This is a genomic window from Kutzneria sp. CA-103260, from assembly GCF_018263855.1.
Taxonomy (GTDB): domain Bacteria; phylum Actinomycetota; class Actinomycetes; order Mycobacteriales; family Pseudonocardiaceae; genus Kutzneria.
In genome coordinates, this window is the sequence record NZ_CP073318.1 from 1,782,967 (window position 1) to 1,809,179 (window position 26,213).

Consider the following 26,213-nt stretch of genomic DNA (forward strand, 5'->3'; position numbering starts at 1 on the left):
CCTCCTCGGAGGGCCTAACGAGTTCGGCCGAGTGGGCGGTTTTCCGCCCGCGGCTTCATCTTCTCGTGTGGATCCGGCTACCCGTGGTGCCAGTTTGGTTACGGTGGAGACCCTGGCCGTACCCTGGCGGCCCCGGTCGTTTCAGCAGGTGAGGCGTGGTGCGCACCCTGATCGCGGCGCCCTGGCGGTGGGCCCGGTCCTGGGCCTTGTGGCAGGCGCCCCGGCACGTCGTCGCCTACGTGCTCGCGGTCGAGGTGATCGCCGTCGCCACCACCGTGGGCACCGCCGGCCTGATGCAGATCCGCGGCACCGACCTCATCTACGCCGGCATGCTCTGCGCTGGGGCGTGGCTGCACATCGAGGGGGTCCGTCCGACCGAGCGCCAACGGGAACGCGGCGCCGGGGCCGGGCCGTACCTGGACACCAAGGCCGTGTGGTCGGTGGCCGCCGCCCTGATCCTGCCGCCGCTGCTGGCGTCGGCCGTCGTCGTCGTGACGTACACGATCGCCTGGCTACGCATCTGGCCGCGCCGGCAGCGTCCGCTCGACCTGTTCCGGTGGGTGTTCTCCGCCGCCACCATCCTGCTCGGCACCCAGGCCGCCATCGCCGTGCTGGCCCTGGGCCTGCCGACCTATCCCGGCCTGCCCCGGCCGACCTGGGCCGGCTTCGCCGACCTCGCCGTCATCGCCGCCGCCTTCGGCCTGCGGTGGCTGCTCAACTACGGTCTGGTCGTCGCCGCCATTCTCGTCTCCTCGCCGAACACTCGCCTGGCGAAGGTGCTGGAGAACTTCCACGAGCAGTCCCAGGAGATCGGCGCTTACGCCTTCGGCCTGCTGGCCGCCGCCCTGGCCGTCACCAATCCGCCGCTACTGCTCGCCGTAGTCGTCGGTGTCGTCGCCGTGCACCGGGGCCTGCTGCTGCACCAGTTCCGCACTGCTTCCCGTACCGACTCGAAGACCGGCTTCCACACTCTGGAGTGGTGGTTCCAGGCCGCTCGCCAGGCCCTCGATCGGGCCAGGGTGCATGGCTCCGGCCTTGCCGTCCTGATCGCCGACCTGGACCATTTCAAGCAGGTCAACGACACCTACGGCCATGTCGGCGGCGACCGTGCCCTGGAGGCCGTCGCCCGCGCCTTGCGCACCGAGGTTCGGGATTACGACATCGTCGGCCGGTGGGGCGGCGAGGAGTTCGTCGTGCTCCTCCTCGACGTCGACGAGCGTCAAACCAGGGCCATCGCCGAACGTATCCGTGAACGCGTCCACTCCCTCAAGGTCATCCTCGAACCTGCCGGCGACTCCCCGCCTCGCACCATCACCGACCTGACCATTTCCATCGGTGCCACCCTCATTCCCCACGACAGCGCCGACACCCTCGACGAAGCCATCCGCGCCGCCGACGCCGCCCTCTACGCCGTGAAGGAAGCCGGCCGGAATCGGGTGAAGCTCACCTATCTCATGCCGCCCCGCCACCCCGACGCCTAGCACCCCGTCAGTATTGGCGTGGCTGGATGGCGCCCTGTGGCGACCCTCTAATCAGGAACATACTGCAGGGTGTAGTCCCCGCTTCCGGTGTCGTCGTGACCGCCTCCGGCCGGACAAGCGCCGGTAGTGGGGTTGCCGCCGAAGAACAGCCCCTGGCATTTGTTGCACCATCGCCAATCGCGCTGTCCTGGAGCTGGCGCAAACTGCAAAGCGTAGTCCCCGCTTCCGGTGTCGTCATGAGCGCCCCCGGCCGGGCAGACGCCTTCAGTGGGGTTGCCGCCGAAGAACAATCCTTGGCATTTGTTGCACCATCGCCAATCGCGCTGTCCTGGAGCTGGCGCAAACTGCAAAGTGTAGTTTGCGCTTCCGGCGTGGTTATGACCGCCCCCTGTGGGGCAGACGCCGGTAGTGGGGTTGCCACCGAAGAACAGCCCCTGGCATTTGTTACACCATCGCCAATTGACCTGCGCCATCGCCAACCCTCCTGTCGGTGAAATATTCCGGCGACCCTGCCGGACCTCAGGAGAAGTAGGACACCAGTTCGTATACATGCATAGAAGGCCATGCGACTGGCCCCTGAGTTGGCCAGCGGCGACTCACGACGGCGTCGGGGCCTACCGGGACATCGAGTCCCGGTAGGCCCCAGCGTGTTCGTGACAGCTCGTCCTCGATCGGTGAGTTCCTAGGTCATCGAGTCAGCAGTTGGGTGGATCCGCACGGCGGCACCGGGCCGGGCCTGCCCGGGGTCCGGTCCCTGAGCTGGAAGTCGACCGCGTTGTCGCCGCTGTTGGTGAGCCGCATGAGGGCGAGCGGCTGGAGGCCGGGAGGCTGCGGGGCGGCCGGGGTCCCCTCCACGAACGGTGAATTCGCGTAGGTGGCGGCCCCGTCGACCGGCGCGGTGGGCGGGCGCATCAGGCCGACGCCGACCTGGTCGGGCAGCGTGATGCCGCTCCAGTACTGGTCGGGGGCCGGCCCGCTGTACTGCGCGTTGGCGACCAGGTAGACCCCGCCGGGTTGCAGGACCGTGCCCCACGGGATCGTGGCCAGGGTGAGAACTCGGGACTGGCCGATCGAGGCATCGATCGCGAAGTTGCTCAGGTCCTGCTGGACCTGGCTGATGTTCTTGACCTGGACGTACTGGTCATTCTGGCCGAGGGGGCCGTGGGTGGCGAACTGGTCGATCACGACGGTGCAGGACAGCTGTGCCGGCGCCGTCGACTGCGGCGCCGCGGACGCGACGGTGGCGCCGGTGACCAGCGAGAGAGCCGAGATGCCCGCTGTGACGAGGGCCGTGAAGGAACGCCTCATCGGTGTTGTCTCCTTCTCGGAATAGTGGTGAAGGCTTCGTTGTGCCGGGGAGGGGTGCGCGCACTCCGGCAGGGCGGCGATCACCACCGCGAATGACCCTCCCGAGCGATGTGCATCTACCACAGGGCTCCGGGTCGATTTTCTGCTTTCTGCGCCGCGCGGCGCAGAAAGCGCGTGAAACCAGGTAGACCCTGCCACAAAGCTTGTCGACGGCATGACGTCCGGGAAAGAGGCCAACAATTTGGCCCTTGGGTTCGAGCTGTGCCGGGCCAGCGCCTGGACGGGCGACGCGAACCAGTGGGACAACCGTCAACCAATCCCCCCGTCAGGATCGAACGGCTCAACCTCGACATCCGCCTTCTCCTGCCGAAACACCGCCAACTCCGACCACCGAACCGGCGCCGACACCTCCACCCGCACCGCCAGCGCAGTGATCGTCTTCTCGTCCGGGCACAACCACACCGGCCCACCCTCGTCGGCTCGCGGATCCGCCAGCGCGGATGTCCAGGTCACCGGCACCACCGGCACGTCCGGAAACCCCGACTCCGCAGTCCACAGCCGCCGGTTGAACGACGACTCGCCCCCACCGCCGACGGCGTCGAGGAAGTCGGCGATGGGTATGGACGACGCAGCGGGCGGCTGTACGCCGGAGAAGAGGTCCGACAACGCCATCCCAGCCGTCTGATCAACAGTGACCGCCTGGATCTCAGCCGTGAACGACCGGAGGGCGAGGCCGTCGACCAGTTCGGCACAGAGGCGGCGTCGTGCGGTGGAGTCGACTTCGGGCACGGGGTCGGGGGCTTCGGGCCCGAGGCCGCGGTCGAAGGCAACCTGGGTCATGACTTGGGAGCTGGTCCGGGTGTAGAGGGCGGAAAGCCAGCCGGGGCGCAGGCAGCGGCGGCCGACGCGGGCGGCGAGGTGACCGAGGCGCTGGTCGTCGACGACGGCTTCGGCGACGCCAAAGGCCCACGGCCGGGTCATTGTGGCCAGGTCGACGGGGTCAGGGGGTAACTGATCGTCACTGACGGGCCCCTGGTGCACGATCCAGCCGATCACGGCCGCCCAGTCTGAGAACTCGCCCACAGCGGCGGACAGGCGGACGAGTTCTTCGGCTTCGTGCTCGGCGGCTGCCCTGGCGTTCTCGTAGGCGGCCCAGGCGAGGTTGGATCGGTGCGCGGCCTGGAACTGCTTGCGCAGGTGCAGGAATCCGATGACGGCTGAGGCGAGCAGGAAGCACAGCACGACGGCCCCGCCGACCAGGAGCGAGTTCCGGATGGTCAGCACGTTCGTGGCGTGCAGCGCGACCGTGACGCCGAGGCCGACGACCGCCAGCAGACCGCACAGCAGCCACGCGTACCAGAGCCGGCGGTCGACGAAGGCCTCAAGCTTCGGCACGCCTTTCTTCACGCGGCTCAAGGCGTCCAGGAACGCGGCGCGGGCGTCGGCGGTGTCGGACGCCACTCGCCGGCCGATCCGGGACAGCAGCGAGTCGGGCTCGGTGGCGAGCCAATCCGTTGTGGGCTCGACAAAGTCCGCCAAGGCGGGGCTCACCGCCTCTGGTGGGAGGACCTGGCGGTGGACCCCGGACGCGGGGGTGGTGCAGCCCTCGGGCAGGTCGCCGGCGTCGACGAGGCCGAAGGCCAGCCCGCGCAGGTCGTGCCACTCGTCCGGGAACGTCCGGCGTCCCGACGGCCGCCGCACGGCGTCGACCAGGGCCTGGGCCAGGTCGGCGGTCTCGGGATCGCCGGTCACGTCGGTGGGCAGCGGGCGGCCGTCGAACCGGACGACAACATCGGTGCCGTCGCCGAAGGTGACCCGCTGGGTCAGCGCCTCGACCTGGTCCCGCACCGCGTCGGCCGCCCGAACCTGGAGTTCGTCCTGGATCTCCCCGACCCGGCCGCGGATGAACAGCCACAGCAGTCGCAACGCCTGCCGTGGCGTCATCCGGAACAGTCGGCGCGGCTTGGGGACGTGCGGGGTGCGCCGCAGCCGAATCCCCGGCCCGTTGAGGAATTCGACGGCGGCCCGGTCGACGGCGTGCTCGGCGTCGTCGACCGGTTCGGCTTCCGCCATGTCCGCCGACCAATGCGGATTCTCCTTGAGTGTCACCACTTTCCGGGTGATCTCGTCGTGCAGGCCGTGGTGGCGGGCGGCCCGGGCGTAGGACCGCATCAGCGTCACGCGAGGTTCCTGGTCGCCGGCCCCGTTGCCGTCGAGGTCGAACGGCGTGGTGACCATCCCGGTCCACAGCCCGCCCGCGCAGGCGAGCGCGAGCGCGGCGTGGGCCTCCAGGTCGGCGGCGGTGGTGATGTCGCGGCTGGCGTGGCGTGGATCCAGCCGGTCCTCGTCCACCACCACGGCGTTGACGTCCCACTGTGTGGCCAGCACGGAGTCGGGCACCTCGGCCCGCCCGTTGGCCGGCGCGACCAGGCCGACGACCGTCAGCTGCTGGTCGGCGGCCAGGCGGCGGGCGATGGCCTCCCGGACCGCCTGCGACCGGTCCGGCAGCTCGTCGGTCAGCGGCGAGCCGCCGGCCGGGGCCAGCAGCAGGCAGACGAGCCGGATCTGCCCGTAGGGCTGGGCCGCCACCGCCTCCAGCAGCGGAATCTCGCCGGAGCCGTCGCTCCACTCGGCCCGCAGCCGCTCGGTGTCGCCGTCCTGGAGCCACAGGAACGGTCGCAGGAAGCCGGCGGTGGTCCACTTCTCGATCACGGCGCGTACCCCGTCGGCGTTGCCCGGCGCCGTGATGGCGATGACGATGTCGGACACGGCCTCAGCCCACCCCGAACATGTCGATGATGTCGCCGCCGGCGTCGACGGAGTCCTGGATGACATCGAGCGCGTGCAGGATGTCCTCGCGCAGTTCCCACGCCCGGGAGACGCGCAGGCCGGTCTGGGGCGTGAGCTGGGCCTCGCGGTATTCCTCGTAGTGCTTCCGGTACTCGTCGATGGTCTCGTTCACGATCCTGGACCGGATCGCCGGCTGGTCGCCGGCCGCGCCGGCCAGCTTCGGGTTCGGCGTCGGGGCGCCCGGGGCGGTCCGGCCGGTCTCGATCCAGGTCGACAGCTCGCCGGGGTCGGCCAGCTCGTCCCGCTCGCCCACCGACTGTCCCAAGTGGACCAACCGGTCGTAGGGATCAGTCGGGGAGCCGACGATGGTCAGCGCCATCGACTCCAGCACGGCCGGCAGCCACTCGTCGTGCTTGCGGATGGTCGGACCGAGCAGCGGATACGGGAACTGCCGGTAGCCGCCGGGCGTCCAGATCTCGGTCGGCGCGCCGCGCAGGTTGCTGTTGCGGCACCGCACCTGGTTCAGGAACCGGGCGACGAACCAGCCGCGCACCACCGCCGCCCGGACCTCCGGCGGGCAGGGCACGAACCACGGCAGCTGCCGGGCCCGCCGCCAGGTCCAGAAGGACCCCAGCGCGTTGCGCACGCCGTCCTGCTCCCACTGGGTGCGGATCGGCTGGGCCAGCGAGGACATGACCGCCGGCAGCACCGGCGCGTCCAGGAAGGTGAAGATGTCGATCCGCTCCGTGTCCTCGCCGCCGAACAGCTGCTCGAACTCGGTGTCGGTGCGGTTGGCGAACACCCGGTGGGCGGCCTCGCGGCCCGGGTGCCCGGGCGGGAACGGCAGCGGCGTCATCACTTCGCGGTAGCCGATCTGGCGGCCGCCGTGCACCCGGGACAGGGTCGGCGCGTCGATGTCGACGAGCGGCCGGGACATCAGGACCGTCTGGGCGAGCAGGCTGCGGAACCGTTCGCGCTTCTCGGCTTCCTGCTGGCCGCCGCGGCCGCCGTCGTCCAGGTAGGTGCCCAGCGTCTGGGCGAGGTGGCGGGACAGCGACGTGTCCGGCCGGCGGATCCACCGCTTGGCCCGGTCCCGGAGTGCGGCCACGTCGAAGCTCGTGGTGAACACCGCGCCGGCGGGTGTCTGGCCGCCGCTGAGCCGGGCGTGCCGCGGCGTCCAGGTTGTCCTGGTCTGGACCAGGCACTGGGCCAGGTCGTCGCGCTCGCGGCTGCCGGTGATCACCTCGCGCCGGGCCACGATGATCGCGTCGCCGAACTCCTTCCTGTCCACCTGCCGGCGGATCTGCGTCTCGAAGACCGTGGGATAGTCGGTGACCTTCTCCAGCAGCAGCTCGTTGCGGGCCGGGTAGTAGGACTCGGGCACGACGCCGTTGTCGGTCGGCCAGTCCCGCACCGGCGAGGGCCGCTCGGCGGTGCCGGTGTAGTCGATCTCCAGCCGTTCCCGGGCCGACGTGAGGGCGTAACGCAGTGGTGCCAACAAGTTCTCGCACAGATCCTGGACGAGGTCGACGGCCAGTTGGTCCACCAGCGCCTCGGTGTGGGCGTGCAGGCATTCGGCCGCGGCGTCCACGGCCTGCCGGACCCGGGGATGGTTGGCCGGCATCGTGGTCGTGGTCTGCGCGAGCACCTTCCGCACCCGGCCTCGCATGTCCTGGACCAGCCGGTTGTGGGCGTCGCGGGAGGCGAGCAGTTCCGGCACGACGGTGTCGGTGAGTTCGGTGATCACCGACCGGAGCACGTCCACCGCCACGCGCACCCCCTCCGCCGCGATCAGGTCGGCCATGCGGGCCTGCACGACGTTCTGCAGCCGCGCCGCCCAGGCCGCGGCGTTGGCGACGTACACGTCCTCGTAGCCGCGGAAGTCGCCGCCCCAGCGGGCATCCATCCGCTCGATGACCCGCTTGCCGACCTGGTCGGCCCGGGCATTGGTGGGCCACTGCGGGGTCACGTCGTCGAGCAGCCGCGGGCCGACGTGGCCGACAACAGCGGTTTTCGCGTCGGCCTCGGCCACATCGCCCCGGATGGCGTCAGTGATCTGGTGCCGGTTGGCGATCGCCTTCTCGTGCAGCCCGCAGGCCTCGATGAACGGGACCCGCGCAACGTCCACATGGGACTGTCGGGCCTGCTCCTCGTTGCGCTCCTTCTCGTCACCGCGCCGCCAGTGGCCGGACAGCAGGTGCTCGGCGGCTTCCCGGATGAGCCGGTCGGCGGTGTAGCGGGCGAACCGGTTGAGGCCGATGCCGACCGACGCGCAGCCGAACGAGCTCAGCGGCAGCTCGGTCATGGCGCCGACGGCGGGCGCGTTGTCGTTGCGCGGCAGCGCCCGGTCGGCCCAGTTCCCGATCTCGTGGGCGGAGAACCGGTCCTGGATCTCGTTGCTGGTCACCCAGACCGCGAGCCCGCGGCCGACGGCCTCGTAGACGTCGTACTGGTCGGCGTAGCTGACCTTGCCGTTGGACTTGCCGATCATGTACGGGATGCGCGGACCGCGGGCCTGCACCGGGGCCATCGAGGCGCCGCCGGCCCGCAGCAGGGCGAACTCGTCGGGCGCCTCGGGCGAGTTGTTCCACCGCGAGTTCAGCAGCTCGCTCAGGGCGGCCAGCGCGTTGGGGTTGACGCCGACCCGGTCGGCCGGGCTGATCTCGTTGAACACCTCGGGTGTGTACAGGATGGACACCAGCTGGCCCTGCGCCGCGGGCAGCAGCTGGCCGAGCATGTCGCAGACGTCGCCGAGCAGGCCGGCACCCGACCCGCCGGCCAGCGAGCTGATCACCAGCACCTGCGTGTCCAAGGTGCTCGGCGTCCCGTTTCCCGTCAGCCGCAGGCAAACCCGGCTGAACTCCTCGTTGGCCGCCTCGCCGGACATGGCCCGCACGGCGACCGACAGCCGCTCGTGGGCGATCGACATCCGGGCGCCCAGCACCACCCGGCCGATCGCGCGGAACCGGCCGCCGCCGTTCACCGGCTCGACCTTCACCAGTGTGGGATCGGGCCGCCACACGGCGGTGTGCCGGACCACGGAGTCGCCCTGGCCGCACATCATCTCGTCGATGTCCCGGTAGCGCAGGCCCTCGACGGCCAGCCCCACGTAGTTGTTCTTCGGTAGCAACGGTATCCGCTCGGGTTTGGCCCCCTGCTCCAGCGGCACGTCGATGTGCACGAACTGCCAGGCGTCGGGAATGCCGTCGTCGTAGCCGTGCTCGGACAGGTAGTCGGCCAGCAGCGCCCGCAACGCGCGGAGGGTGACGCCGCCGGATCCGCCGACACCGACAAAGAGGAACTTCTGTAGCACTGTGCTCTCCCTGGATTCGTCCGCTGGTCAGGCCGGCGGGTGGTAGATCTCGTCCTCGACGACGGCTTCCGGGTCGCTGGGCGGCCCGATGCGGTCGGCCACGGCGCGCACCCGGGCCGGCAGCGTCCGTTCCACCTGCTCCACGAGACGGGTCACCTTGCTGGGCAACTCGAAGTCGGACAGGAACAGGTGCAGCCGGCCGGCGACGCGGAAGCCGTCCTCCTCGACCACCGAGGTCTCGCTGTCGATCACGAACACCCAGGTGTCGGCCAGCTCGAACCCGACCCGGGCCCGGGACAGGGAACCCGCCGCGGTCAGCACCTGCCGGCCGTGCTGGCGCGCCAGGCCGTAGGGCAGCAGCCACGGCGCCAGCGAGATCCGCCGGTGCAGCGACAGGGCCCCGCAGTCGAACCGTCGGCAGTCCACCGGTGGCACCTCGGCCGGCATGTCCCGGAACGACTGGGCGTCGAGCACCAAACAGAGCGGCGATCCCGTGTCACCGCAACGAACTCCGTTCGGCGTGACCACGACGTCGAGCTCGGCGTGGCGCAGCTGGCCCGGCTCGCGGAACTTGGCCGTCCACCAGCTCACCAGCCAGAGCAACAGCAACGGGAGCAGGATGCCGCCCAACAGGATCAGCAGGAACAGGCCGTCCCGCTCGGACGTGTTGAGCGGCCGCTGCATCTCGAAGCTGACCGGAACGTCGATGCGGCGCGGCGTTCCGTTGTCGGCGGTCACCATCACGGCGATCTGCCCCTTGGCGATCCCGCTGCGCACCTGCTCGGGAGCCGCCGCGACGGCCACGTCCTGGCGCTGGCCGGGGGAGAGGTGCAGGCACTGCTGGGCATTCGTCGCGTTCGGGGTGAAGGTGGTCGTCACGCGGCCGACGTTCGGCGGGACCTGCCCGAAGTTGGTGCCGGCGAACCACACGCAGCCGCTCGCGCCGACTCCGCCGGTCAGCGTCATCGTGCCGGTGGCGGCGCCGCTGTCCGTGATCGTCTTCAGGCGGAGCTCGACCGGGCTGACCTTGGGGAAGGACGAGGGCTGGAGCACCGGCACGCGGTAGGTCGTCGACCGCGGCCGCAGGCTCAGGCCGCCGCTGGTCACCACGTCGAGTGTCACCTTGAGGTCTACATAGGACTCGGTGTCGGTGGTGGGAACCTCATACTCGGCCCGGTAGCTGCCATCCGGCTGGGCAGGTCCGATGTGGACGGTGTGCTGCCCGCCGCCCGGATCGGTGACGACGGCGCTGATCGTCGCGGAGCGGACGAAGTCGGCAGGCGTGCGGGGCGAGCCGGCCGCATCGGTGATCTTGATGGTGAACGGGGTCCGCTCGGCCACCGGAAACGCCGCAGGCGCCGGCCGGACCACCGGCACGAGGCTGCCGAACACGGTGATCTGCGTCTGCGCCAGCGCCCCGGCGTTCTGTCCGGTGGTGTCGACGAACCGCACCGTCCACCGGCCGACCCAGGCCGAGGAGTCCGGCGGCAGCGTGCCGTCGACGACCAGGTCGAGGTCGGTCAGCGAGGACACGGTCAAGGTCGTGCCGGCCAACTGGAAGGTGCCGGCCTTGAGCTGCGACTGACTGCCCGATGGCGGCTGGAGGTAGGCCACGATTCCCGGCGCGCCCAAGCCGAGCAGCAGGTGGAACTCGCGCAACGACTGGTCGAGGTCGAACGTCTCCGTGCACCGTGCGTCCGACGCCGCACCCGGGGTGCACACGGGCACCGGCTGCGGACCGGGGCCCGACGTCCCGCCCACGCTGGCCTGCACCAGGGCGTCGAACGCCTGGAGCAGCTGCTCCAGACTGGTCACCGGGTAGTACTTGCCGGGCGGCGAACCCTGGGCGCCGCAGCGTTGCCCCGGCGCGTCCCGTTCCGCGATCGACTGCAGGAAGCCCTGATCCGCCGCGCTCGCGCCCGGCGGCACGAGGCCGACCGCGACGATCGTCGTCCCGGCCGAGCGCAGCTGGTCGACCAGATTGCCCGGGTCGCAGAGGAAGTGCCGCCCCTGCGCCATGATCGCGTTCACGTCGTCGGGTGGGATGCCCGGCGCGTACGGCCGGTTGATCGACGTCGTGCCGAGGTCGTAGACGCCGTCGGTGAACAGCACCAGCAGCCGGCACGGCGGCTGGTCGCCCTGTGCGACCGCCGCGTCCGCGGCCGCGAACTGCTGCTGCGCGCCGAGCAGGGCGGACACGAAGTCGGTGTCGTTGTCCTTGTTCCGGCCCGCGAACGCCCGCGCCTGGTTCTCCAGGTCGGCGGTGCTCTGCTGGTCCAGCCTCACCCACGAGCCGGCGTTGAAGCCGGTGCCGAACCCGGCCAACTGGACCTGGACCGTCCGCTGGCCCTCGGTGCCGTAACGGCCGAGCGACCGGAGCATGCCCACCAGCGCGTCGACCCGCCGGGCCGTGCGGTCACTGGACTGGAGGCTGCTGGACTCGTCGACCAGGGCGAGAACGTTCAGGCGTCCCCGGTCGTTGAGGCAGGAGGCGACCTGGTCCAGTGCGGCGGTTCCGGTGCTCTGGGCCGCGGCGGTGGCCAGGTTCACCGTCGGGAGCGGCCCGACGGTGACCGTCAGCGCGAGCAGCGCCGAGATGATGAGTCCACGCGCTCGTCTCATCACCGGACCGCCAGTTCCGAGGCGATGTTCCAGGCGTGCCAGGCACATGCGGCGATGCCCAGCACGAGCACCGCCGACCAGGCCCCGCGCAGCGCCCGCACCTCCAGGTACACCGCGTCCAGGGCGTGCCGCCGGGCGGCGTCGACCCGGGCGAACGCCGCGAGCAGGCCCGCGCACACCACCGAGCCCAGCACGTAGCCGACGATGTGCGCGGGCAGCTCCGACGCCCCGACCAGCGCGACGGAGGCCGCGACGGCCATCCCGGCCAGCACGAGCAGCGTCACGGGCGGCCTTTTCTCGACGACCTCGCCGAATTCCTCACTCACCGCGAACCTCCTTCCCGATCAGCAGGCGCGGACCAGACCGATCGTTGTGGCTCAATGTGCCGTGCGGGAACAAAACGAAATGGGGGACAACTGGTCACGGAATAAGCACGGGGTGCCCGAGCGCGGCATCCGGGAGCGCACTCTGCACGCCGCCGGCCGCGTCGGCCCCGGCTTGCAGCGGCGACTTCAGCGTCGCGGGCGGATAGATCCGGATAGTCAGCCGCAGCGCGTTCCGGACGTCGATGTCGATGTTCTGCGGGTGCCCGATCGACGCCGTCCAACTCTTCAACACGCCGTCCACGTCGATCTCGAACTTGTCCGCCGACCCGCTCGCGGCGGTGTCCACCACGCCGGCGACCGCGGTGAACCGGCTGAACCGGCGACCGAGATCGACGTCGTAGGCGGCCGGCGACGGGCCGTTGCAGAACAGTTCGCACGAGTAGCGCAGGCTGTTCTCGTAGTGCTGGCCGTCGATGTCGACGTCCTGGAACCGCAGGTCGGAGGACGGTTCGCCGGCCCTGGGCAGGTCGGACAGCAGCGCCGTCGACACCGTGGCGCTGCTCGACGTGGTCGCCGTGCCGGTGCTCGTGGTGGCCCGGGTCGTGCTGGCCGGGATCGTCGTGCTGGCCGGTGGCGGGGCCGACTGGTCCGACTGACCGCCGCCGCTGACCACCACGGCCACCAGCCCCGCGACCGTCGGCAAACCAATCCAGGTCGCCAACTGCAATACGTCAGCCGTCAGCCCGAGTCGATCTCGCCATCGTGTTGTCCACTTCGGTGAACCATCATCGTCATTCACGACACCAGTACCCCGCGTTTGGTGAAAACCGTCCCATCTGACGGGCCTAGTCGCGGGTATGGTCTGACTCGTTACCGGTTACGCGTATCGCGCTGATAGTCCCTCGGAACACCGCACGAACGGGCTAGTCAAAATTGATGAGAAGTAATCGCTCAACTCCGGGGAGTGAAGCGCGTCATCAGCCAGGGGGTGGCAAGTCCCAGGAGTCACTCCGCCTCAGCCACCTGTTCCTCAGTCGGCGGCGTCGAGCAGAATCGCCGCCAGCTCGTCAGCCGCCGAGGCCATCACGTTGTGTCCCACCGGAATGTCGTGCACCCGCCAGGCCGAATCTTGGGACAGCCGCTCGTACAACGCGGTGAACGGACTGCCCGTCCAGTCGGACAGGTAGACGTAGTCACGACGCCGGAAGCGGTCCAGCGAGCCGGTGAGCCGGATCGACTGCACGAACGACGCCAGCGGATGTGAGGTCGCCCGGGGCCCGAGGCGTTCGGGCGGATCGACCGCGTAGCCGGTTCGGGCGCTGCCCGCGAGGAACAGCTCGCGGTACGGCTCGGAGGTCAGCGTCCAGCAGGAATCGCCGTCGTCGGGGACGTAAGCATCGCAGTACACCAGCGAGTCCACGCGTTCCGGCATCCGATCGGCGACGCCGCTGATCACCATCCCGGCGTAGCTGTGGCCGCACAGCACGGCATCCTCGATCCGCTCGGACTCCAACACGGCCATGACGTCCTGGATGTGCGTGTCGAGGTTCACCGCCCCGGTCAGCAGGTGGTGACGATCCCCGACACCGGTCAGGGTCACAGGAAACGCCTGATGGCCGTGCTCCCGCAGGCGCCGTGCCAGCGGCTCGAAATACCACCCGCCGTGCCAGCCGCCCGGCACAAGAACGTACGTCGCCACCGCTGCCCCCTCGGTCTTCGGACCCGCGCTGGCAATGATAGGAGGCAGCACCGACACCTCCATGAGGGCCTCGTGTTCGAGTGACGGGCAGGTGACGCCGGGTCGGCAGAGTGGGGCGACGAGAGGGCCACGATCCGGAGCGAGGTGACCAGTGCCAACTTTCTATGCCTACGGCGCGGACTACTCGGGTGGCGAGTTCGCGCCCGGCCAGCTGGACGCTTTCCGTGCCTCGGGTGGCGAAGACATCCGCGTCCTCATCCGCTACATCGGCTACCCGTCCAACTCCAAGTGCATCAGCCATTACCCGGGCGCGTACCAGGATTTGACCGGCTCGGGGCGGCTGGTGCTGCTGGTGCACGAGATCGACCACGGCGACCCGGCCGGCGGCTGGGACGCGGGCGTGCGGGACGCGAAGACGGCGCTCAACGACGCGCGGAGCATCGGCTACCCCGAGGAGCTGCCGATCTTCATGTCGGCCGACAACTGGCTGGCCGACCAGGGCATCAGCGTGCCGACGGCGATGGCGTACCTGAAGGGCGCGGCCTCGGTGCTCAGTGTCGGGCGCACCGGGGTCTACGGCTTCAAGGACTTCGTCTACGCCGCGCAGGACCAAAAGCTGGCCAGTTGGTTCTGGCTGTGCGGCGCGGAGAACGGTGTGCGGGACGGGATCCATCTCTACCAGATGAACAACCATCCCGTGACCCGCCCGAACGGCTTCAAGATCGATATCGACAAGGTGTACTTCGACCCGGACGACTTCGTAGGAGGGGGATTCCTGATGGCGCTGGACCAGTGGAAGCAGGACCGGATCTTCGACCGCATCCTGAGCATGAGCGAGGGGGTGGCCGGCCAGAACTACGACGGCGACCAGTACGCCGCCGAGAAGCAGGACCGCCAGCAGGTGCAGTCCAAACTGGACGCTCTGACGGCTCAGGTGCAGGCGTTGGCGGCCAAGCTGGACGCCGCGCTGCCGGTGCCGGCGCCGGCTGCCGCGCCTCAGCCGGACGCCAAGAGCTGACCGACGGTGCGGGTGGACAGTGTGGCGATGCTGTCCACCCGCTGCCGCATTCGAGGCGAGGGCTCGGCGCCGAGCAGGCTGCGGTAGGCCAGGTACGCGGCCAACGCCTCGCAGTGGTTGCCCTCCTCCATGTGCACGCGGACGAGCAGGAGGTGCGGGGTCTCGCGCAGCGGCGCGGCCCGCATGGCGGCGAGTGCGAACTCCAGCGCCTCGCCGTAACGCTTGTCCCGCAACCGATCCTCGGCCAGCTGCTCCAGCTGTTCCAGGAGCAGCTGGCGAATTCGGTCCCGTTGCGGGAGTACCCAGTCCTCGTACCAGCCGGGCAGCAGTTCGCGAGCGCGATCGGTGACGGCGAGGTCGACGTGGACGGCGGGACTGAGAGCCAGCGTCTCGCCGTCGGCGATGAGCAGCGGCAGTCCGAGTTGGTTGAGCCGCCACAGTGCGGTGCGCAGCCGGCCCATCGCCCTGTCCGCACCGGCGTCCGGCCACAGCTCCGCGGCGATCTTGTCACGAGCGGTCGGCCCGCACAGCGCGACGTAGGCCAGCAGTCGCTGCTGGGTCCGGCCGACGTCCAGTTCCCGATTCTGTTGGGACAAAAGGAAACCGTCGAGCAGTCGCAGCCGCATGAGCACCTCAGATGTGTCCGGCGAGCATGGCTCGGATTCGTGTCGACGGAACCAGCCCGCACTCGTGCCGAAGCGTGGCCTCGAAATCCCGGAAGTGCAGCACCGCGTGGGCCAGGTCGCCCTGGGCCAGGTGCACGGCGATCACCGCGCGATGAGCGCTTTCTCGCAGTGGCGCCATACCGGTGGCCAGCGACGCCGCGGCCATTGCCTCGGCGTGGCGGCGACCGGTGATCATGTTGTCCACCAACGACTCCAAGGCGTGCAGGCGAAGCTGGTGCAGCCGTTCCCGCTCGATGCGGACCCAATCCTCGCCCCAGCCCGGCAGCAGTTCGCCGCACGCGAGGCCGTGGCTCTCACCGACCGGGGGAGTGTCGCCGGCCAACAACTCCAGCGCCCGCGACCGCAGCGCGGCGGTGTCGACCGCCAGTTCGGCCGGGAGTTCGAGCACGTCGTTCCGGCACTTCAGCGCGGCATCCTGGCTCAACCGCCAGACAGTCGTGCGCAGGCTGCCGTCGGCCCGTTCCTGCCGCACGTCCGGCCACAGCGTGCCGGCCACGACCGTGCGGGCGGTGGGGCCGTGCACCGCGAGATAGGCCAGCACCCGCTGCCCGGGCCCGGACACCCGCACCTCGCGGGCGCCACGCCGGAGCCCGAAGCAGCCGAGCAGCGAGAGACTGTCCACGGGCCCAGTATGTACTCCAGATGCCGCACCCCGCCGCTGTATTACCGCGGCCGAACGGGCGCGTCCCCCGCCCTTTCGGGCGAGTCCCGCTCTCAAGCAGCCATATGTCGAGTTCCGGAACTCGACATTCAGTTGCCCGAGCGCGGGACTCGCGGGGGTTCAGGACTCCTCGGGGGCCAGGTCGTCGTCCTCGCAGCCGTGGTGGGAGACCAGGCGGTCGTAGACGGCCAGGACCTCCTTGACGGTGTTGGTGCGCAGGTAGACGCAGCGCGCCTTGCGGGCGTCCGCGTGGCACTTCCGCACCGCCTGCTCGCCGAGCAGGATGGCGATGGCCGCGACCCCTTTGCTCCACACGGTCAGCGCCCGGCACAGGCAGTCCACGAAGTCGTTGGTCTGCTTGAAACCCCGCCACACCACGTGCACGTGCTGGGCCGCGACCCGGGCCCGTGCGTACAGCTCCTTCAGGTCCGTCTTGGCCGGGTCGCCGGACAGGTCGGCCTGGATGCCCGACAGCTCGGTCTTGATGTCGGCCACCCGGGCCACCAGCGCCGCCGGCTCCTTGACCAGGTCGGTGAAGCACGCCTTGGCCGCGTCGACCCGGCGCTGGTAGTCGGCGATCCGGTCGGCCAGCCCCTTGTCGTCGAGGCCGTGGGTGTTGGTGTCGAAGTCGCCGCTGTCGTGCACGCAGCAGCCCTGGTCGCAGCCGCATTCGCGCAGCTGCTCCTCGACGATCCCGTACGCCTCGTCCAGCCGGTGCACCACGTGCTCCTGCTTGATCAGGCAGCGCACCCGTTCCACCAGCAGCTTGGCCTGGTGGCGCAGTTCCTGCACCTCGAGGGCGACCGAGTGCCGGGCGGTGCGGTAGTCGCCCCGGGTGGTGTCGTACTGGGTGCGAGCGGCCCGCAGGTCGGGCAGGTTCGCGTCGTTGTACTTGGCCTGGGCGTCGACGCCGTCGGCCTTGCACTGCAAGCAGTCGACGATCTCCGGATCGCAGTCGGTGCACTCGCTCTGCTCGGTACTCATGGGACTCCCTTCCATTGAACGCGCGGACCCCAGGTTCGGCGGCCGGTGTCACCGGACCGTCGCGGGCGGCGCGACGGTCCGGTGACGCGGGGCCCCGACGATCTGGTGCCATGGCAGGACATCGGGCGCTGGCCGCGACGGGCCGCAGCATCGTCGATCTGCTGAACCGACGGTTCGAGCAGCAGCTGCCGACCGGCCCGCGGCCGACCGCGGTGCTGGCCGGCACCTACGACTTCGACCAGGTCAACTCCAGCCCGACGTCGGTGATCAGGTATCCGGCGGTCTCCGTCTACTGCTACCGGGTCTCGGTGGACCCGACGATGCGGGCGGCGTGGTCGGGAGTGGCCGCCCGCGACGGCATCCCGCGCATCCCGCTGCGGATGCACCTGCTGATCGCGGCCTGGGACACGCACGTGGAGAGCGAACTGGAGTGGCTGGGGCTGGCGGTCAAGGTGTTGGAACGGGACAGCATTCTGGCCGGCCCGCTGCTGCATCCCAGCGGCGAGTGGGGGCCCGGCGACTCGGTCGAGGTGGTCACCGACGAGCTGCCGGTGGACTCGATGAGCGAGGCGTTCGAGGCGCTGACCACGCAGTACCGGCTTTCCCTGCCCTATCTGGCCCGGGTGGTGCGGATCGACGGGGCCCCGGAGTCGACCGCGGAGCCGGTGGCCACCGTGGAGGTGAACTCGTGAGCGGGCCGATCGCCGTCCGCCACCGGCTGGCGCTGGGCATCGAGGCGCTGGACGCGACCACCCGCACGTTGGCCGGTCCCGGACTCACGGCCGTGCGGGAGACTCCGCGTGGACAATTCGCGCTGGACTCCGATGACAACGGCCGGTTCAAGCTCCGCCACGGTCCCGGTGTCGGGGCCAGCGTGGTGCTGCGCCTCGACGACCCCAGCCGACGCTTCGTGCCGAGGCGGTTCACGGTTCCACTGTGGACACTCGCCGAAGTGTTGCCGGTCGACCAGGATCCGCCCACCGGCCCGTACATCCCGGTCGCGTCACGACTGCTGCGTCCGTGGTTGCTGCCCGGATCCGCCTACCGTGCGACCAGGGGCACCACCGCGCTGCGGGGCCGGGTCGTCCGCGACGACGGGCAGCCGGCGCGCTGGGCCCGGGTCAACGGCCTGGGGGCCAAGGGAGAGCTGCTCGGCTGGACCCACTGCGACGACCGCGGCGAATTCCTCCTGCTGCTCGGCACCGCCGGTGCGCTGCCGCCGCCCGCGCCCGACACCCTGGACGTCACCCTCGTGGTCACGGCACCGGCGACGGCGACCACACCCGATCCGGCCGACCGGCTCGCCGACCTGGTGGCCGAGGAGGTGACCCGGTCGTCGGTGCCGCCAAAACCGTCCGATTTGGACAATGACCTGGTGCGGGGGCTGGCGGTTCCGCCCGGCTACCGCACCTCGACCGCGCCCCGCCCGCAGCTGACCGTTCCCGTCGGCGAGGTGCTCGCCGTCGCCCCAGACGTGGTCTTCACGTCCTGATCCGTGACCGAGGAGGTCAACACGTTATGGCTGAGTATCTGACTCCCGGTGTCTACGTCGAGGAGACGAGCTTCCGGTCGCGGTCGATCGAAGGCGTCCCCACCTCGACGTTCGGCATGGCCGGCGTGACCAGGTACGGCCCGGTGCCCTACGTGCTCACGCTGCCCGACAGCAGCGAGCTGGCGCTGGTGCCCAAGCCCTACCTGGTCACCAACTTCACCGAGTTCGAGCGGGCCTTCGGCGGCCTCGGCGACGCCGGCTCGGGCAACGGCTCGGGCGAGAACACCCGCAACTACCTGGCCTACGCGGCGCGGGCGTTCTTCGCCAACGGCGGCCAGCGGCTCTACGTGGCCCGGGTGTTCGAGTTCAGCGGCCCCCAGGGCGCCCCGGCGCTGGCCGACTTCGCGTCCCTGCCGATCGGCGGCGGCTCGCCGATCGCGGTCTGGCGTGCCCGCTGGCCCGGGCTCGCCGGCAGCGAGCTCCAGGTCCGGGTGGAATGGCAGCGCAGCAAGAACATCCTGGTCGGCACCAAGCTGAACGGCGTCGCCCCGGGCGCGGCCGTGGAGGTCGTCGCCGGCGGCACGAAGCCGCCGGACGGGCAGCTGCCGGCCGAGGCCACCATCAGGATCGTGGCCCTCAACAACGGACAGTGGGGCTACGCCGGCCCCAACGGCTTCGAGCCGGTCACCGCCGGCACGGCCGTGTTCCACCTGACGCTCAACGTGACCGTGAAGAACGACGACGGCCGGGTGGACGCCTACAACGGTCTGGAGGTCGGCGACAACCACCCGCGGTCGATAACCAAGGTTTTGCACCCGGTGCACCCGACCGACGACCTGGCCCAGATCTGGCTGGACACTGCGGTAAAGACGCCCCCGACCCTGGCCAAGCTCTTCCTCGGCCTGATCGGCACCGTGTCCCCGGCGCCGTTCCAGTTCCTGGCCGGCGGCACCGACGGCGCGGTCACCGCAGCGCTGATCGAGGGCAACGCCGCCGACCCGGACAGCGCGACCGCCGTCGCGACCGGCATCTACGCGCTCGACGAGGTCGACGACATCGCGATCGTGGCCACCCCGGACAGCGTCCGGCTGGACTCGGCCTCGCAGCAGACCGCCGTGCAGAACCTGATCCACCACTGCGAGGTCCAGAAGTACCGGGTGGCGGTCATCGACCCGCCGGCCGACAGCTCGATGTCGGGCGTGCGGGACTTCCGGGCCCAGTTCGACAGCTCCTACGCGGCGCTCTACTACCCGTGGCTCAAGGTGGTCGACCCGACCGCGTCGCCCGATCCCAGCGCCCCCACGCCGATCATCGACCTGCCGCCGTCGGGTTCGGTGGCCGGCATCTACGCCCGCAGCGACATCGAACGCGGCGTGTTCAAGGCCCCGGCCAACGAGGTGATCAGCGGCATCAGCGGCTTCGGCGCCAACGTGACGGCTCAGCGGCAGGCCGTGCTCAACCCGGAGGGCGTCAACGCCTTGCGCTTCTTCGAGGGCCGCAGCAACCGGGTCTGGGGCGCGCGCACGATGAGCTCGGACCCGGAGTGGAAGTACGTCAACGTGCGCCGGCTGTTCGCCTACCTGGAGCACTCGATCGACAAGGCCACCCAGTGGGCGGTGTTCGAGCCCAACAACGAGAGCCTGTGGGCCAACATCCGGCAGTCCATCGAGGACTTCCTGCTGGTCACCTGGAAGTCCGGCGCGCTGATGGGCAGCAAGCCGGAGGAGGCCTACTTCGTGCGCTGCGACCGCACCACGATGTCCCAGAACGACCTGGACAACGGCCGGCTGATCTGCCTGATCGGGGTGGCGCCGACCTACCCGGCCGAGTTCGTGATCTTCCGCATCGGCCAGTTCACCGCCGACGCGCAGAACAGCTGAGCAGGAGGCAGAGATGGCTTTGTCGAGGGAGAATCCCTACGGCGCGTTCAACTTCACCGTCGCGCTGGGCACCACCGCCGACACCAGCAGCGTGGTGGCCGGCTTCTCCGACGTCAGCGGGCTGGGCAACGAGGTGAAGTTCTCCGAGTACCGCAACGGCAACGAGAAGGTCAACCACGTGCGCAAGATCGCGAACGTGAACACCACCGACGACGTGACGCTCAAGCGCGGGGTGGTCGGCGACCTGTCCCTGTTCGCCTGGCTGACCTCGACCCGGACCGGAGTCTTCGACCCGCGCACCGTGATCATCTCGCTGCTGGACGAGAAGCGGGACACGGTGTGCAAGTGGACGCTGACCAACGCCCAGCCCAAGAAGTGGGTCGGTCCGACGATGGCCGCTAAGGGCGGTGGCGAGGTGGCCATGGAGGAACTGCACCTGGTCGCCGAGCAGATCGACTTCACCTCCACGGTGCAATGACAGCCGGGCTCCGGCTCGGCGCGCCGGGGATCTACCAGTCCCCGCAACGCGTCGAGCCCTCCTTCACGCCGACGCGGCTGGACGTGACCGCCTTCGTCGGGGTCGCGCCGCGCGGCCCGGTGAACGAGACCGTGGCGGTGTCCAGCTGGTCGGACTACCAGCAGCGGTTCGGGGCGTTCCAGGGCCGGGGCCGGCTGCCGTACGCGGTGCAGGCGTTCTTCGCGCAGGGCGGGGCGAAGGCCCAGATCGTCCGGGTGGCCCCGGTCGGCGGCGACTCGGACGGTGCCACGGCGAAACACCTGCTGAGCAACGGGATCACGTTGGCGGCACGGGACGAAGGCTCCTGGGGCGACCTCCTTGCCGTGACGATCGAGTTCACCGCGGCCCAGCACATCACGACCACACCGGTGGCCAACGGACTGCGGCTGCCCGGCGGGGCTACGGTTGTGCCGGGGTCGTTGCTGCTGACCGACTCCGGCGAGTTCCGCTGGGTGACCTCGGTGGTGGCCAACGGCGGTGTGGTGGTCGCCGTGACGGATCTTCCGGTGCGGGCCGGGGGAGTCTCCGTGATCACGGCCGACGTCTCGGTCCTGGACGGTGACCCGACCTTCGTCCGGCAGGAAAGCTTTGCCGGGCTGGGGCTTCATCCCGAGCACCCGCAGTTCTTGTTGCGGCGGCTGGCCGACGACTCCCGGCTCGTGCGGCCGACCGGTGGTTGTGAAGAGCCGCTGCCGGTACCGGGCGCGGGAATGTCGCCGGTCACGTCGTCGTTGGCGCACAACGGCAAGGACCGCTGGTCGGAGATCGGCCGGGACAGCTTCTTCAGTGGTGCCGCCGCGGACGATCCGCTGTGCGAGCAGCCGCACCGCGGCATCGACGTCGCCGGCCGCAACGCGGAGATCGGGCTGCTCGTCGTCCCCGATCTGTACTGGAGTTGGGACGCCGGGCCGCAGGTCACCGAAGCTCCGGACAAGCCACCGGCCTGCGGTTGTTTCCGGCCGTGCGCCCCGGATTCGGTGCCGATCACCTACACCGCGCCGCCGCAGGTGGACCGGCTGCTCGACGGCCGTGATCCCGGTGACCTGGCGGAAATCCTGCTGCGGCAACAACGAGTCGTGGACGTCGCCGTGCTGCGGCGACGTTTCGTGGCACTGCTGGACGCGCCGTTCGGGCTGCCGGTGGGGGAGGTGATCCGCTGGCGGTCGAACTTCGACACCAGTTACGCCGCCGCCTACTTCCCGTGGCTGGTGGCTGTCGGGCCGGACACGCTGGCCGTCCAGGTGCCGCCTTCCGCTTACGCCGCCGGCATCATCGCCGCTCGGGAGATCAAACACGGGCTGCCGTGGGGACCGGCCAACGAGTTGGCCGTCGGGGCGGTGCAGGCCAGCGATCAGGTCAGCGACGCCGAGCATGACCGGCTGCACCTGGCCGGCGTCAACGTGTACCGGGCTGAGCGGGACGGGTTCCGGCTGACCGCGGCCCGGACGCTGTCCAGCGACCCGGACTACCGGCAACTCAGCGTGCGTCGGCTGATGACCATGCTGGCCGTCACACTGGCCCGGCAGGCCCAGTTCCTGGTGTTCGAGCCGAACACGCCGGGGCTGCGGGACCTGCTCGGGCAGATGATCACACAGCTGCTGCGCGGACTGAAGGCCCAGGGTGCGTTCTCCGGCGACACCGAGCAGCAGTGCTTCTTCGTGCTGACCGGGGACAGCGTCAACCCGCCGCAGTCCCAACAGTTGGGCCAGCTCGTGGCCGAGGTGGGTGTGGCGCCGTCCACCCCGCTGGAGTACCTGGTGCTGCGTATCACCCAGGACGCGGATGGCGCCGTCCAAGTGGAGGCCAACCGTGCCTGAACCCCATAACCTGTTGCCGGCGTTCAACTTCTCGGTGTCGCTCTACCAGACCGGCGGCAGCGAGGCCAACCTGATCGGCGACGGCGGCTTCGCCGAGTGCGGCGGGCTTGAGCTGGCGGCCGACATCCGCGAGCACAACGAGGGCGGCAACAACAACGCCGTGCGGCGGATGGTCGGCCGGGTCAAGCTCCAGCCGCTGGTGCTCAAGCGGGGCATGCTGGTCGGCCAGACCCGGGCCGATCCGACGCTGTGGACGTGGATGTTCGACATGCTCAGTGGGCGGCTGCCGGTGGTCCGTTACGACGGGCACATCGACGTGCTCGACCGAACCGGCGCGACCACCTACGCGAGATGGTCGTTCTCCCGCGGGCTGCCGGCCAAACTGGCCGGCCCCACGCTCAACGCCCGCACCGGCGAAATCGCCATCGAGGAACTCCAGATCGTGCACGAGGGTCTGCGGATGGAGGTGAAGTGATGGTCGACGACGGCATCCAGCGGGCGACCCTGCAAGCCTTGCAGTACCCGGCGACCGCCGGCGAACCGAAGCCGGTCGGCGACGTGGTCGTGGTCCAGTTCAACCCGACGTCGCTGCGCATCGAGCGGCGCAACAACGTCAACGACAACGGCAAGGGGACCAAGACCGCGGTCCGCACCGTCTCCTCGGTCGAGTACGCCACGCTCAGCCTCGACCTGATCTTCGACACCGCCGAGCAGGGCACCGACGTTCGCGTCAAGACGCTGGGGGTGCGCCAGTTCATCCAGCCGCCCAAGAACGACCGGGCCAAGGCCCCGCCGAACGTGCGGTTCACCTGGGGGGCGCTGACCTTCGACGGGATCCTCACACAGATCACCGAGGAGCTGGACTACTTCTCGGCCGCAGGGGTGGCGCTGCACGCCAAGCTGAGCCTGACCTTCGGCGAGGCCCTGCCGGCCCAGCTGGAGGGTCCGCCGGTGCGGGACGACAATCCCGCGAAGCAGCTCGGCGCCGCGGCGGCCGGGGCGCTGGGCACCAGCGGCACCCTCAATCCGATCCGGGTCGTGGCCGCGCAGGCCGGCGAGAGCGTGCAGCAGATGCTGAGCCGGCTCAACCTGGACCCGGCCGGGTGGCGGTCGGCCATGAACGGCCTGCAGAGCCCGATCGCGCTGGCCGCCGGCACCCAGGTGCAGCTGGGCGCGGACGTCTCGGCGAGCACGGGAATCGGCGCGTCGGCCGGGTTCGCCGCGGGAGCCCAGGTCGGCGTGACGGCTGAATTGTCCGGCGCACTCGCCGGCGTGCAGGCGGATCCGACTGCCGCTGGGTTCGCGCTCGCAGCCGGCGGCGGGGTCGCACAGGCGCAGCAGACCGTGCTGGCATCGCAGACGGGCTCGGCCGAGGTCGCCGCCCGCTCGTCGTTCGCGGTACCTGTCGGCCAGACCGAGTCCACGGTGGATGCCCGGTCCCTGACTTATGGGTCGTCGATTCCGTTGCGGGCCAGGGCCGATGCCGAGACCACGGCCCAGATGCAGGCCGGCGGCCAGCTCGGGGTGACCGCCCGTGCCCGGGCCGGCGAGGTGCCGGTGGCGTCCAGCCCGAGCATGCCGCCCTGGCAGCAGTTGCCGCCGTCGAACCCGGTCGCCGACAGCACGCAACGCACCCGTGACGCCCGGCCCACGACCATGAGGTGGAGACCGGGAGGTGAGTGCCGATGAGCGTGCATGTCGCCGAGTTGCACAGCGACGTGGTTCCCACCGGCGGGCCGGCGTCGACCGCGAGCAGTGGCGGTGGCGGGGCGCAGAAGGTGTGGGGATCGGAGTTGGAGTCGTGGCAGGGGCTGCGGTGCGACGCCGCGCGGCTGGCCGGCCGCACGGCGTCGGAGGGCTACGATGACTGACCCCGCGGTCGCGTTCGACGGGCCGGTGTTCACTGTGGACGGTTCGCTGGTCGGCGAGCTGGCCCGGGACTGCATCCGGCTGGAGGTCGAGGAAGGCGTCGAGGGCCTGCGCACGCTGCACGCCCACTTCCTCGCGGCCGGGCCGGGAGCGACCGGCCCGGAGGGTCGGATGCTGTATCTGGACGGGAAAACCCTGGACTTCGGCCGGACCGTCACGGTCACCGTCGGGCCGAGCACCGATCAGCGCTACGCCTTCGATGGCGTCATCTCCGCGATCGAGGCCGTCTACGCGGACACCGAACCGCCAGTGGTCGTGGTGCACGCCGAGGACGCGTTGATGAAGCTGCGGATGACCCGGCGGTCGCGGACGTACCAGAACGTCAGCGACGCCGACCTGACCGAGCGGATCGCCGCCGAGCACGGCCTGCACACCGACGTCGCCGTCGACGGACCGACCTATGACGTTGTGCAGCAGGCCAATCAGAGCGACCTGGCCTTCCTGCGCGAGCGGGCCCGCCTGATGAGGGCCGAGCTCTGGTGCACTGGGCAGACCTTGCACATGCAGTCCCGCCCGCACCGGCAGGCACCTGCGCTGAGTCTGACGCAGGGCAAGGAGATTCTGGCCATCCGGCTGTGCGCCGATCTCGCCCACCAGCGCGGCTCCGTGGTCGTCACCGGCTACAACGCCGACGCCAAGGACGTCATCGACGAACGCGTCGGCCCCGAGGCCGTCGAGGCGGAGACCACCGGCGGCCTCAGCGGCGCGCGGCTGGTGACCAAGGTGCTCGGCGACTCCGTGACGCTGCGCGTGCGGGAGGCCGCGCTGACCTCCGCCGAGGCCGGCGCGTGGGCGAAAGCCGAGATGCTGCAACGAGGTCGGCGGTTCGTGACCGTGCAGGGCATGACCCGGGGCACCCCGGACATGACCGTGGGAAGCCGGCTCACGCTGCGTCTGGTCGGCGCGCCGTTCGAGGGCGACGGCTACTACGTGACGCGGGTCCGGCACGTCTTCGAGAACGTGCACGGGCTGCGTACCCATTTCGAGGCCGAGCGCGCGACCCTGAACGAGGTGGCCTGATGCTGCCCACCCCGGCCGACGGCTCGGCGCCCGGTTACTTCGGGGTGTACCCGGCGATCGTCACGAACATCCTGGACGACAAGCACCTCGGCCGGGTCGAGGTGCGGTTTCCCTGGCTGGGCAGCGATGGCGACCAGGCCGTGCGGGCGTGGGCCACCCTGTGCTCGCCGTACGCCGACGACGACCAGGGCCTGCAGATCATGCCCGAGGTGGGCAGCCAGGTTGTGGTCGCCTTCGAAGCCGGCAACCTGCGGCGGCCGTATGTCCTTGGCGCGGCGTGGAACGGCCGCGAGTCGCTGCCCCGAACTCCCGAGTCCGCCAACAACATCCGGGTGCTGCGGTCCCGCACCCACAGCGAGTTGGAGTTCGACGACACCGCCGGCGCCGAGAAGGTCAGCATCACCATGGCCGCCGGGCACAAGGTGGTGCTGGACGACGGAACCCAGCAGATCACCATCGAGCACGCCAACGGCAGCACCATCACCTTCGACGCCGCCGGCAGCATCTCCATCACCGCGCCGGTGTCGGTCACCGTGACCACGCCGATGGTCGAGGTGCACGCGCCGCTGGCCGTGTTCGACGGCATCGTCGAGTGCGACACGCTCGTCGCCACCACCCTGGTCAGCTCGCCCGCGTACACCCCGGGCGCCGGAAACATCTGGTGAGGTAA

General features: G+C 70.2%; 22 protein-coding genes. 12 read left to right on the forward strand and 10 right to left on the reverse strand.

Annotated elements, in window-relative coordinates; genetic code table 11:
* The first annotated feature begins 158 nt into the window (after positions 1-158).
* Positions 159-1,481 carry a GGDEF domain-containing protein gene (locus JJ691_RS07885; protein WP_249227764.1) on the forward strand — a complete coding sequence of 441 codons (1,323 nt, stop codon included), beginning with the start codon at positions 159-161 and terminating at the stop codon, positions 1,479-1,481.
* Between the two features lie 687 nt (positions 1,482-2,168).
* On the opposite strand, the gene JJ691_RS07890 is transcribed toward JJ691_RS07885, so the two are convergent.
* The 7 genes from JJ691_RS07890 to JJ691_RS07920 form a co-directional block, all read right to left on the reverse strand.
* Positions 2,169-2,789, reverse strand: coding sequence for a lamin tail domain-containing protein (locus JJ691_RS07890; protein ID WP_211768126.1), 621 nt, complete (start codon positions 2,787-2,789; stop codon positions 2,169-2,171).
* A gap of 309 nt (positions 2,790-3,098) precedes the next feature.
* A complete protein-coding gene (locus JJ691_RS07895; protein ID WP_211768127.1) occupies positions 3,099-5,558 on the reverse strand; it encodes a hypothetical protein in 2,460 nt (819 codons plus the stop codon).
* Positions 5,559-5,562: 4 nt separating this feature from the next.
* Complete coding sequence (locus JJ691_RS07900; RefSeq protein ID WP_211768128.1) at positions 5,563-8,892, reverse strand: tubulin-like doman-containing protein; 3,330 nt, start codon at positions 8,890-8,892, stop codon at positions 5,563-5,565.
* 27 nt (positions 8,893-8,919) lie between these two features.
* Entirely contained in the window at positions 8,920-11,514 is a 2,595-nt protein-coding gene (locus JJ691_RS07905) for a VWA domain-containing protein (protein ID WP_211768129.1), read from the reverse strand.
* On the reverse strand, positions 11,514-11,840 hold the full coding sequence (locus JJ691_RS07910; protein WP_211768130.1) for a hypothetical protein: 327 nt from the start codon (positions 11,838-11,840) through the stop codon (positions 11,514-11,516). The genes JJ691_RS07905 and JJ691_RS07910 overlap by 1 nt, the downstream gene beginning before the upstream one ends.
* A 94-nt stretch (positions 11,841-11,934) precedes the next feature.
* Positions 11,935-12,390 (reverse strand): NPCBM/NEW2 domain-containing protein, encoded by a 456-nt coding sequence (locus JJ691_RS07915; RefSeq protein ID WP_211768131.1) that lies wholly within the window; start codon positions 12,388-12,390, stop codon positions 11,935-11,937.
* 480 nt (positions 12,391-12,870) lie between these two features.
* Positions 12,871-13,539 (reverse strand): alpha/beta fold hydrolase, encoded by a 669-nt coding sequence (locus tag JJ691_RS07920; RefSeq protein WP_211768132.1) that lies wholly within the window; start codon positions 13,537-13,539, stop codon positions 12,871-12,873.
* Between the two features lie 151 nt (positions 13,540-13,690).
* Here JJ691_RS07920 and JJ691_RS07925 point away from each other — a divergent pair, with 151 nt between their 5' ends.
* Positions 13,691-14,557 (forward strand): glycoside hydrolase domain-containing protein, encoded by an 867-nt coding sequence (locus tag JJ691_RS07925; protein WP_211768133.1) that lies wholly within the window; start codon positions 13,691-13,693, stop codon positions 14,555-14,557.
* On the opposite strand, the gene JJ691_RS07930 is transcribed toward JJ691_RS07925, so the two are convergent.
* From JJ691_RS07930 to JJ691_RS07940, 3 genes are all read right to left on the reverse strand, one after another.
* On the reverse strand, positions 14,536-15,183 hold the full coding sequence (locus tag JJ691_RS07930; RefSeq protein WP_211768134.1) for an AfsR/SARP family transcriptional regulator: 648 nt from the start codon (positions 15,181-15,183) through the stop codon (positions 14,536-14,538). The two genes, JJ691_RS07925 and JJ691_RS07930, sit on opposite strands and share 22 nt — an antisense overlap.
* Positions 15,184-15,190: 7 nt before the next feature.
* Positions 15,191-15,865 (reverse strand): AfsR/SARP family transcriptional regulator, encoded by a 675-nt coding sequence (locus JJ691_RS07935; protein ID WP_211768135.1) that lies wholly within the window; start codon positions 15,863-15,865, stop codon positions 15,191-15,193.
* A 159-nt stretch (positions 15,866-16,024) separates the two neighbouring features.
* Complete coding sequence (locus JJ691_RS07940) at positions 16,025-16,888, reverse strand: hypothetical protein (protein WP_211768136.1); 864 nt, start codon at positions 16,886-16,888, stop codon at positions 16,025-16,027.
* A gap of 110 nt (positions 16,889-16,998) precedes the next feature.
* On the opposite strand from JJ691_RS07940, the gene JJ691_RS07945 reads away from it, so the two are divergent.
* Genes JJ691_RS07945 through JJ691_RS07990 form a run of 10 tightly spaced genes read left to right on the forward strand, consistent with a single transcriptional unit; the run spans position 16,999 to position 26,208 of the window.
* Positions 16,999-17,580, forward strand: coding sequence for a DUF4255 domain-containing protein (locus tag JJ691_RS07945; protein WP_211768137.1), 582 nt, complete (start codon positions 16,999-17,001; stop codon positions 17,578-17,580).
* Positions 17,577-18,380: a hypothetical protein gene (locus JJ691_RS07950; protein WP_211768138.1), complete on the forward strand. Its 804-nt coding sequence runs from the start codon at positions 17,577-17,579 to the stop codon at positions 18,378-18,380. Before JJ691_RS07945 ends, JJ691_RS07950 begins: the two co-directional genes overlap by 4 nt.
* 26 nt (positions 18,381-18,406) lie before the next feature.
* Positions 18,407-20,260, forward strand: a complete 1,854-nt coding sequence (locus JJ691_RS07955; protein WP_211768139.1) for a phage tail sheath family protein — start codon at positions 18,407-18,409, stop codon at positions 20,258-20,260.
* A gap of 13 nt (positions 20,261-20,273) precedes the next feature.
* A complete protein-coding gene (locus JJ691_RS07960) occupies positions 20,274-20,738 on the forward strand; it encodes a phage tail protein (protein WP_211768140.1) in 465 nt (154 codons plus the stop codon).
* On the forward strand, positions 20,735-22,594 hold the full coding sequence (locus JJ691_RS07965) for a phage tail sheath family protein (RefSeq protein ID WP_211768141.1): 1,860 nt from the start codon (positions 20,735-20,737) through the stop codon (positions 22,592-22,594). Before JJ691_RS07960 ends, JJ691_RS07965 begins: the two co-directional genes overlap by 4 nt.
* The gene (locus tag JJ691_RS07970) at positions 22,587-23,069 is read left to right on the forward strand and encodes a phage tail protein (protein WP_211768142.1); all 483 of its coding nucleotides are present in this window, start codon (positions 22,587-22,589) and stop codon (positions 23,067-23,069) included. The genes JJ691_RS07965 and JJ691_RS07970 overlap by 8 nt, the downstream gene beginning before the upstream one ends.
* Positions 23,069-24,283 (forward strand): CIS tube protein, encoded by a 1,215-nt coding sequence (locus JJ691_RS07975; RefSeq protein WP_211768143.1) that lies wholly within the window; start codon positions 23,069-23,071, stop codon positions 24,281-24,283. Before JJ691_RS07970 ends, JJ691_RS07975 begins: the two co-directional genes overlap by 1 nt.
* Positions 24,280-24,465, forward strand: coding sequence for a hypothetical protein (locus tag JJ691_RS07980; protein ID WP_211768144.1), 186 nt, complete (start codon positions 24,280-24,282; stop codon positions 24,463-24,465). Before JJ691_RS07975 ends, JJ691_RS07980 begins: the two co-directional genes overlap by 4 nt.
* Positions 24,458-25,543, forward strand: a complete 1,086-nt coding sequence (locus JJ691_RS07985; protein WP_211768145.1) for a phage late control D family protein — start codon at positions 24,458-24,460, stop codon at positions 25,541-25,543. The genes JJ691_RS07980 and JJ691_RS07985 overlap by 8 nt, the downstream gene beginning before the upstream one ends.
* Positions 25,543-26,208: a phage baseplate assembly protein V gene (locus JJ691_RS07990; RefSeq protein WP_211768146.1), complete on the forward strand. Its 666-nt coding sequence runs from the start codon at positions 25,543-25,545 to the stop codon at positions 26,206-26,208. The genes JJ691_RS07985 and JJ691_RS07990 overlap by 1 nt, the downstream gene beginning before the upstream one ends.
* Positions 26,209-26,213 lie beyond the last annotated feature (5 nt).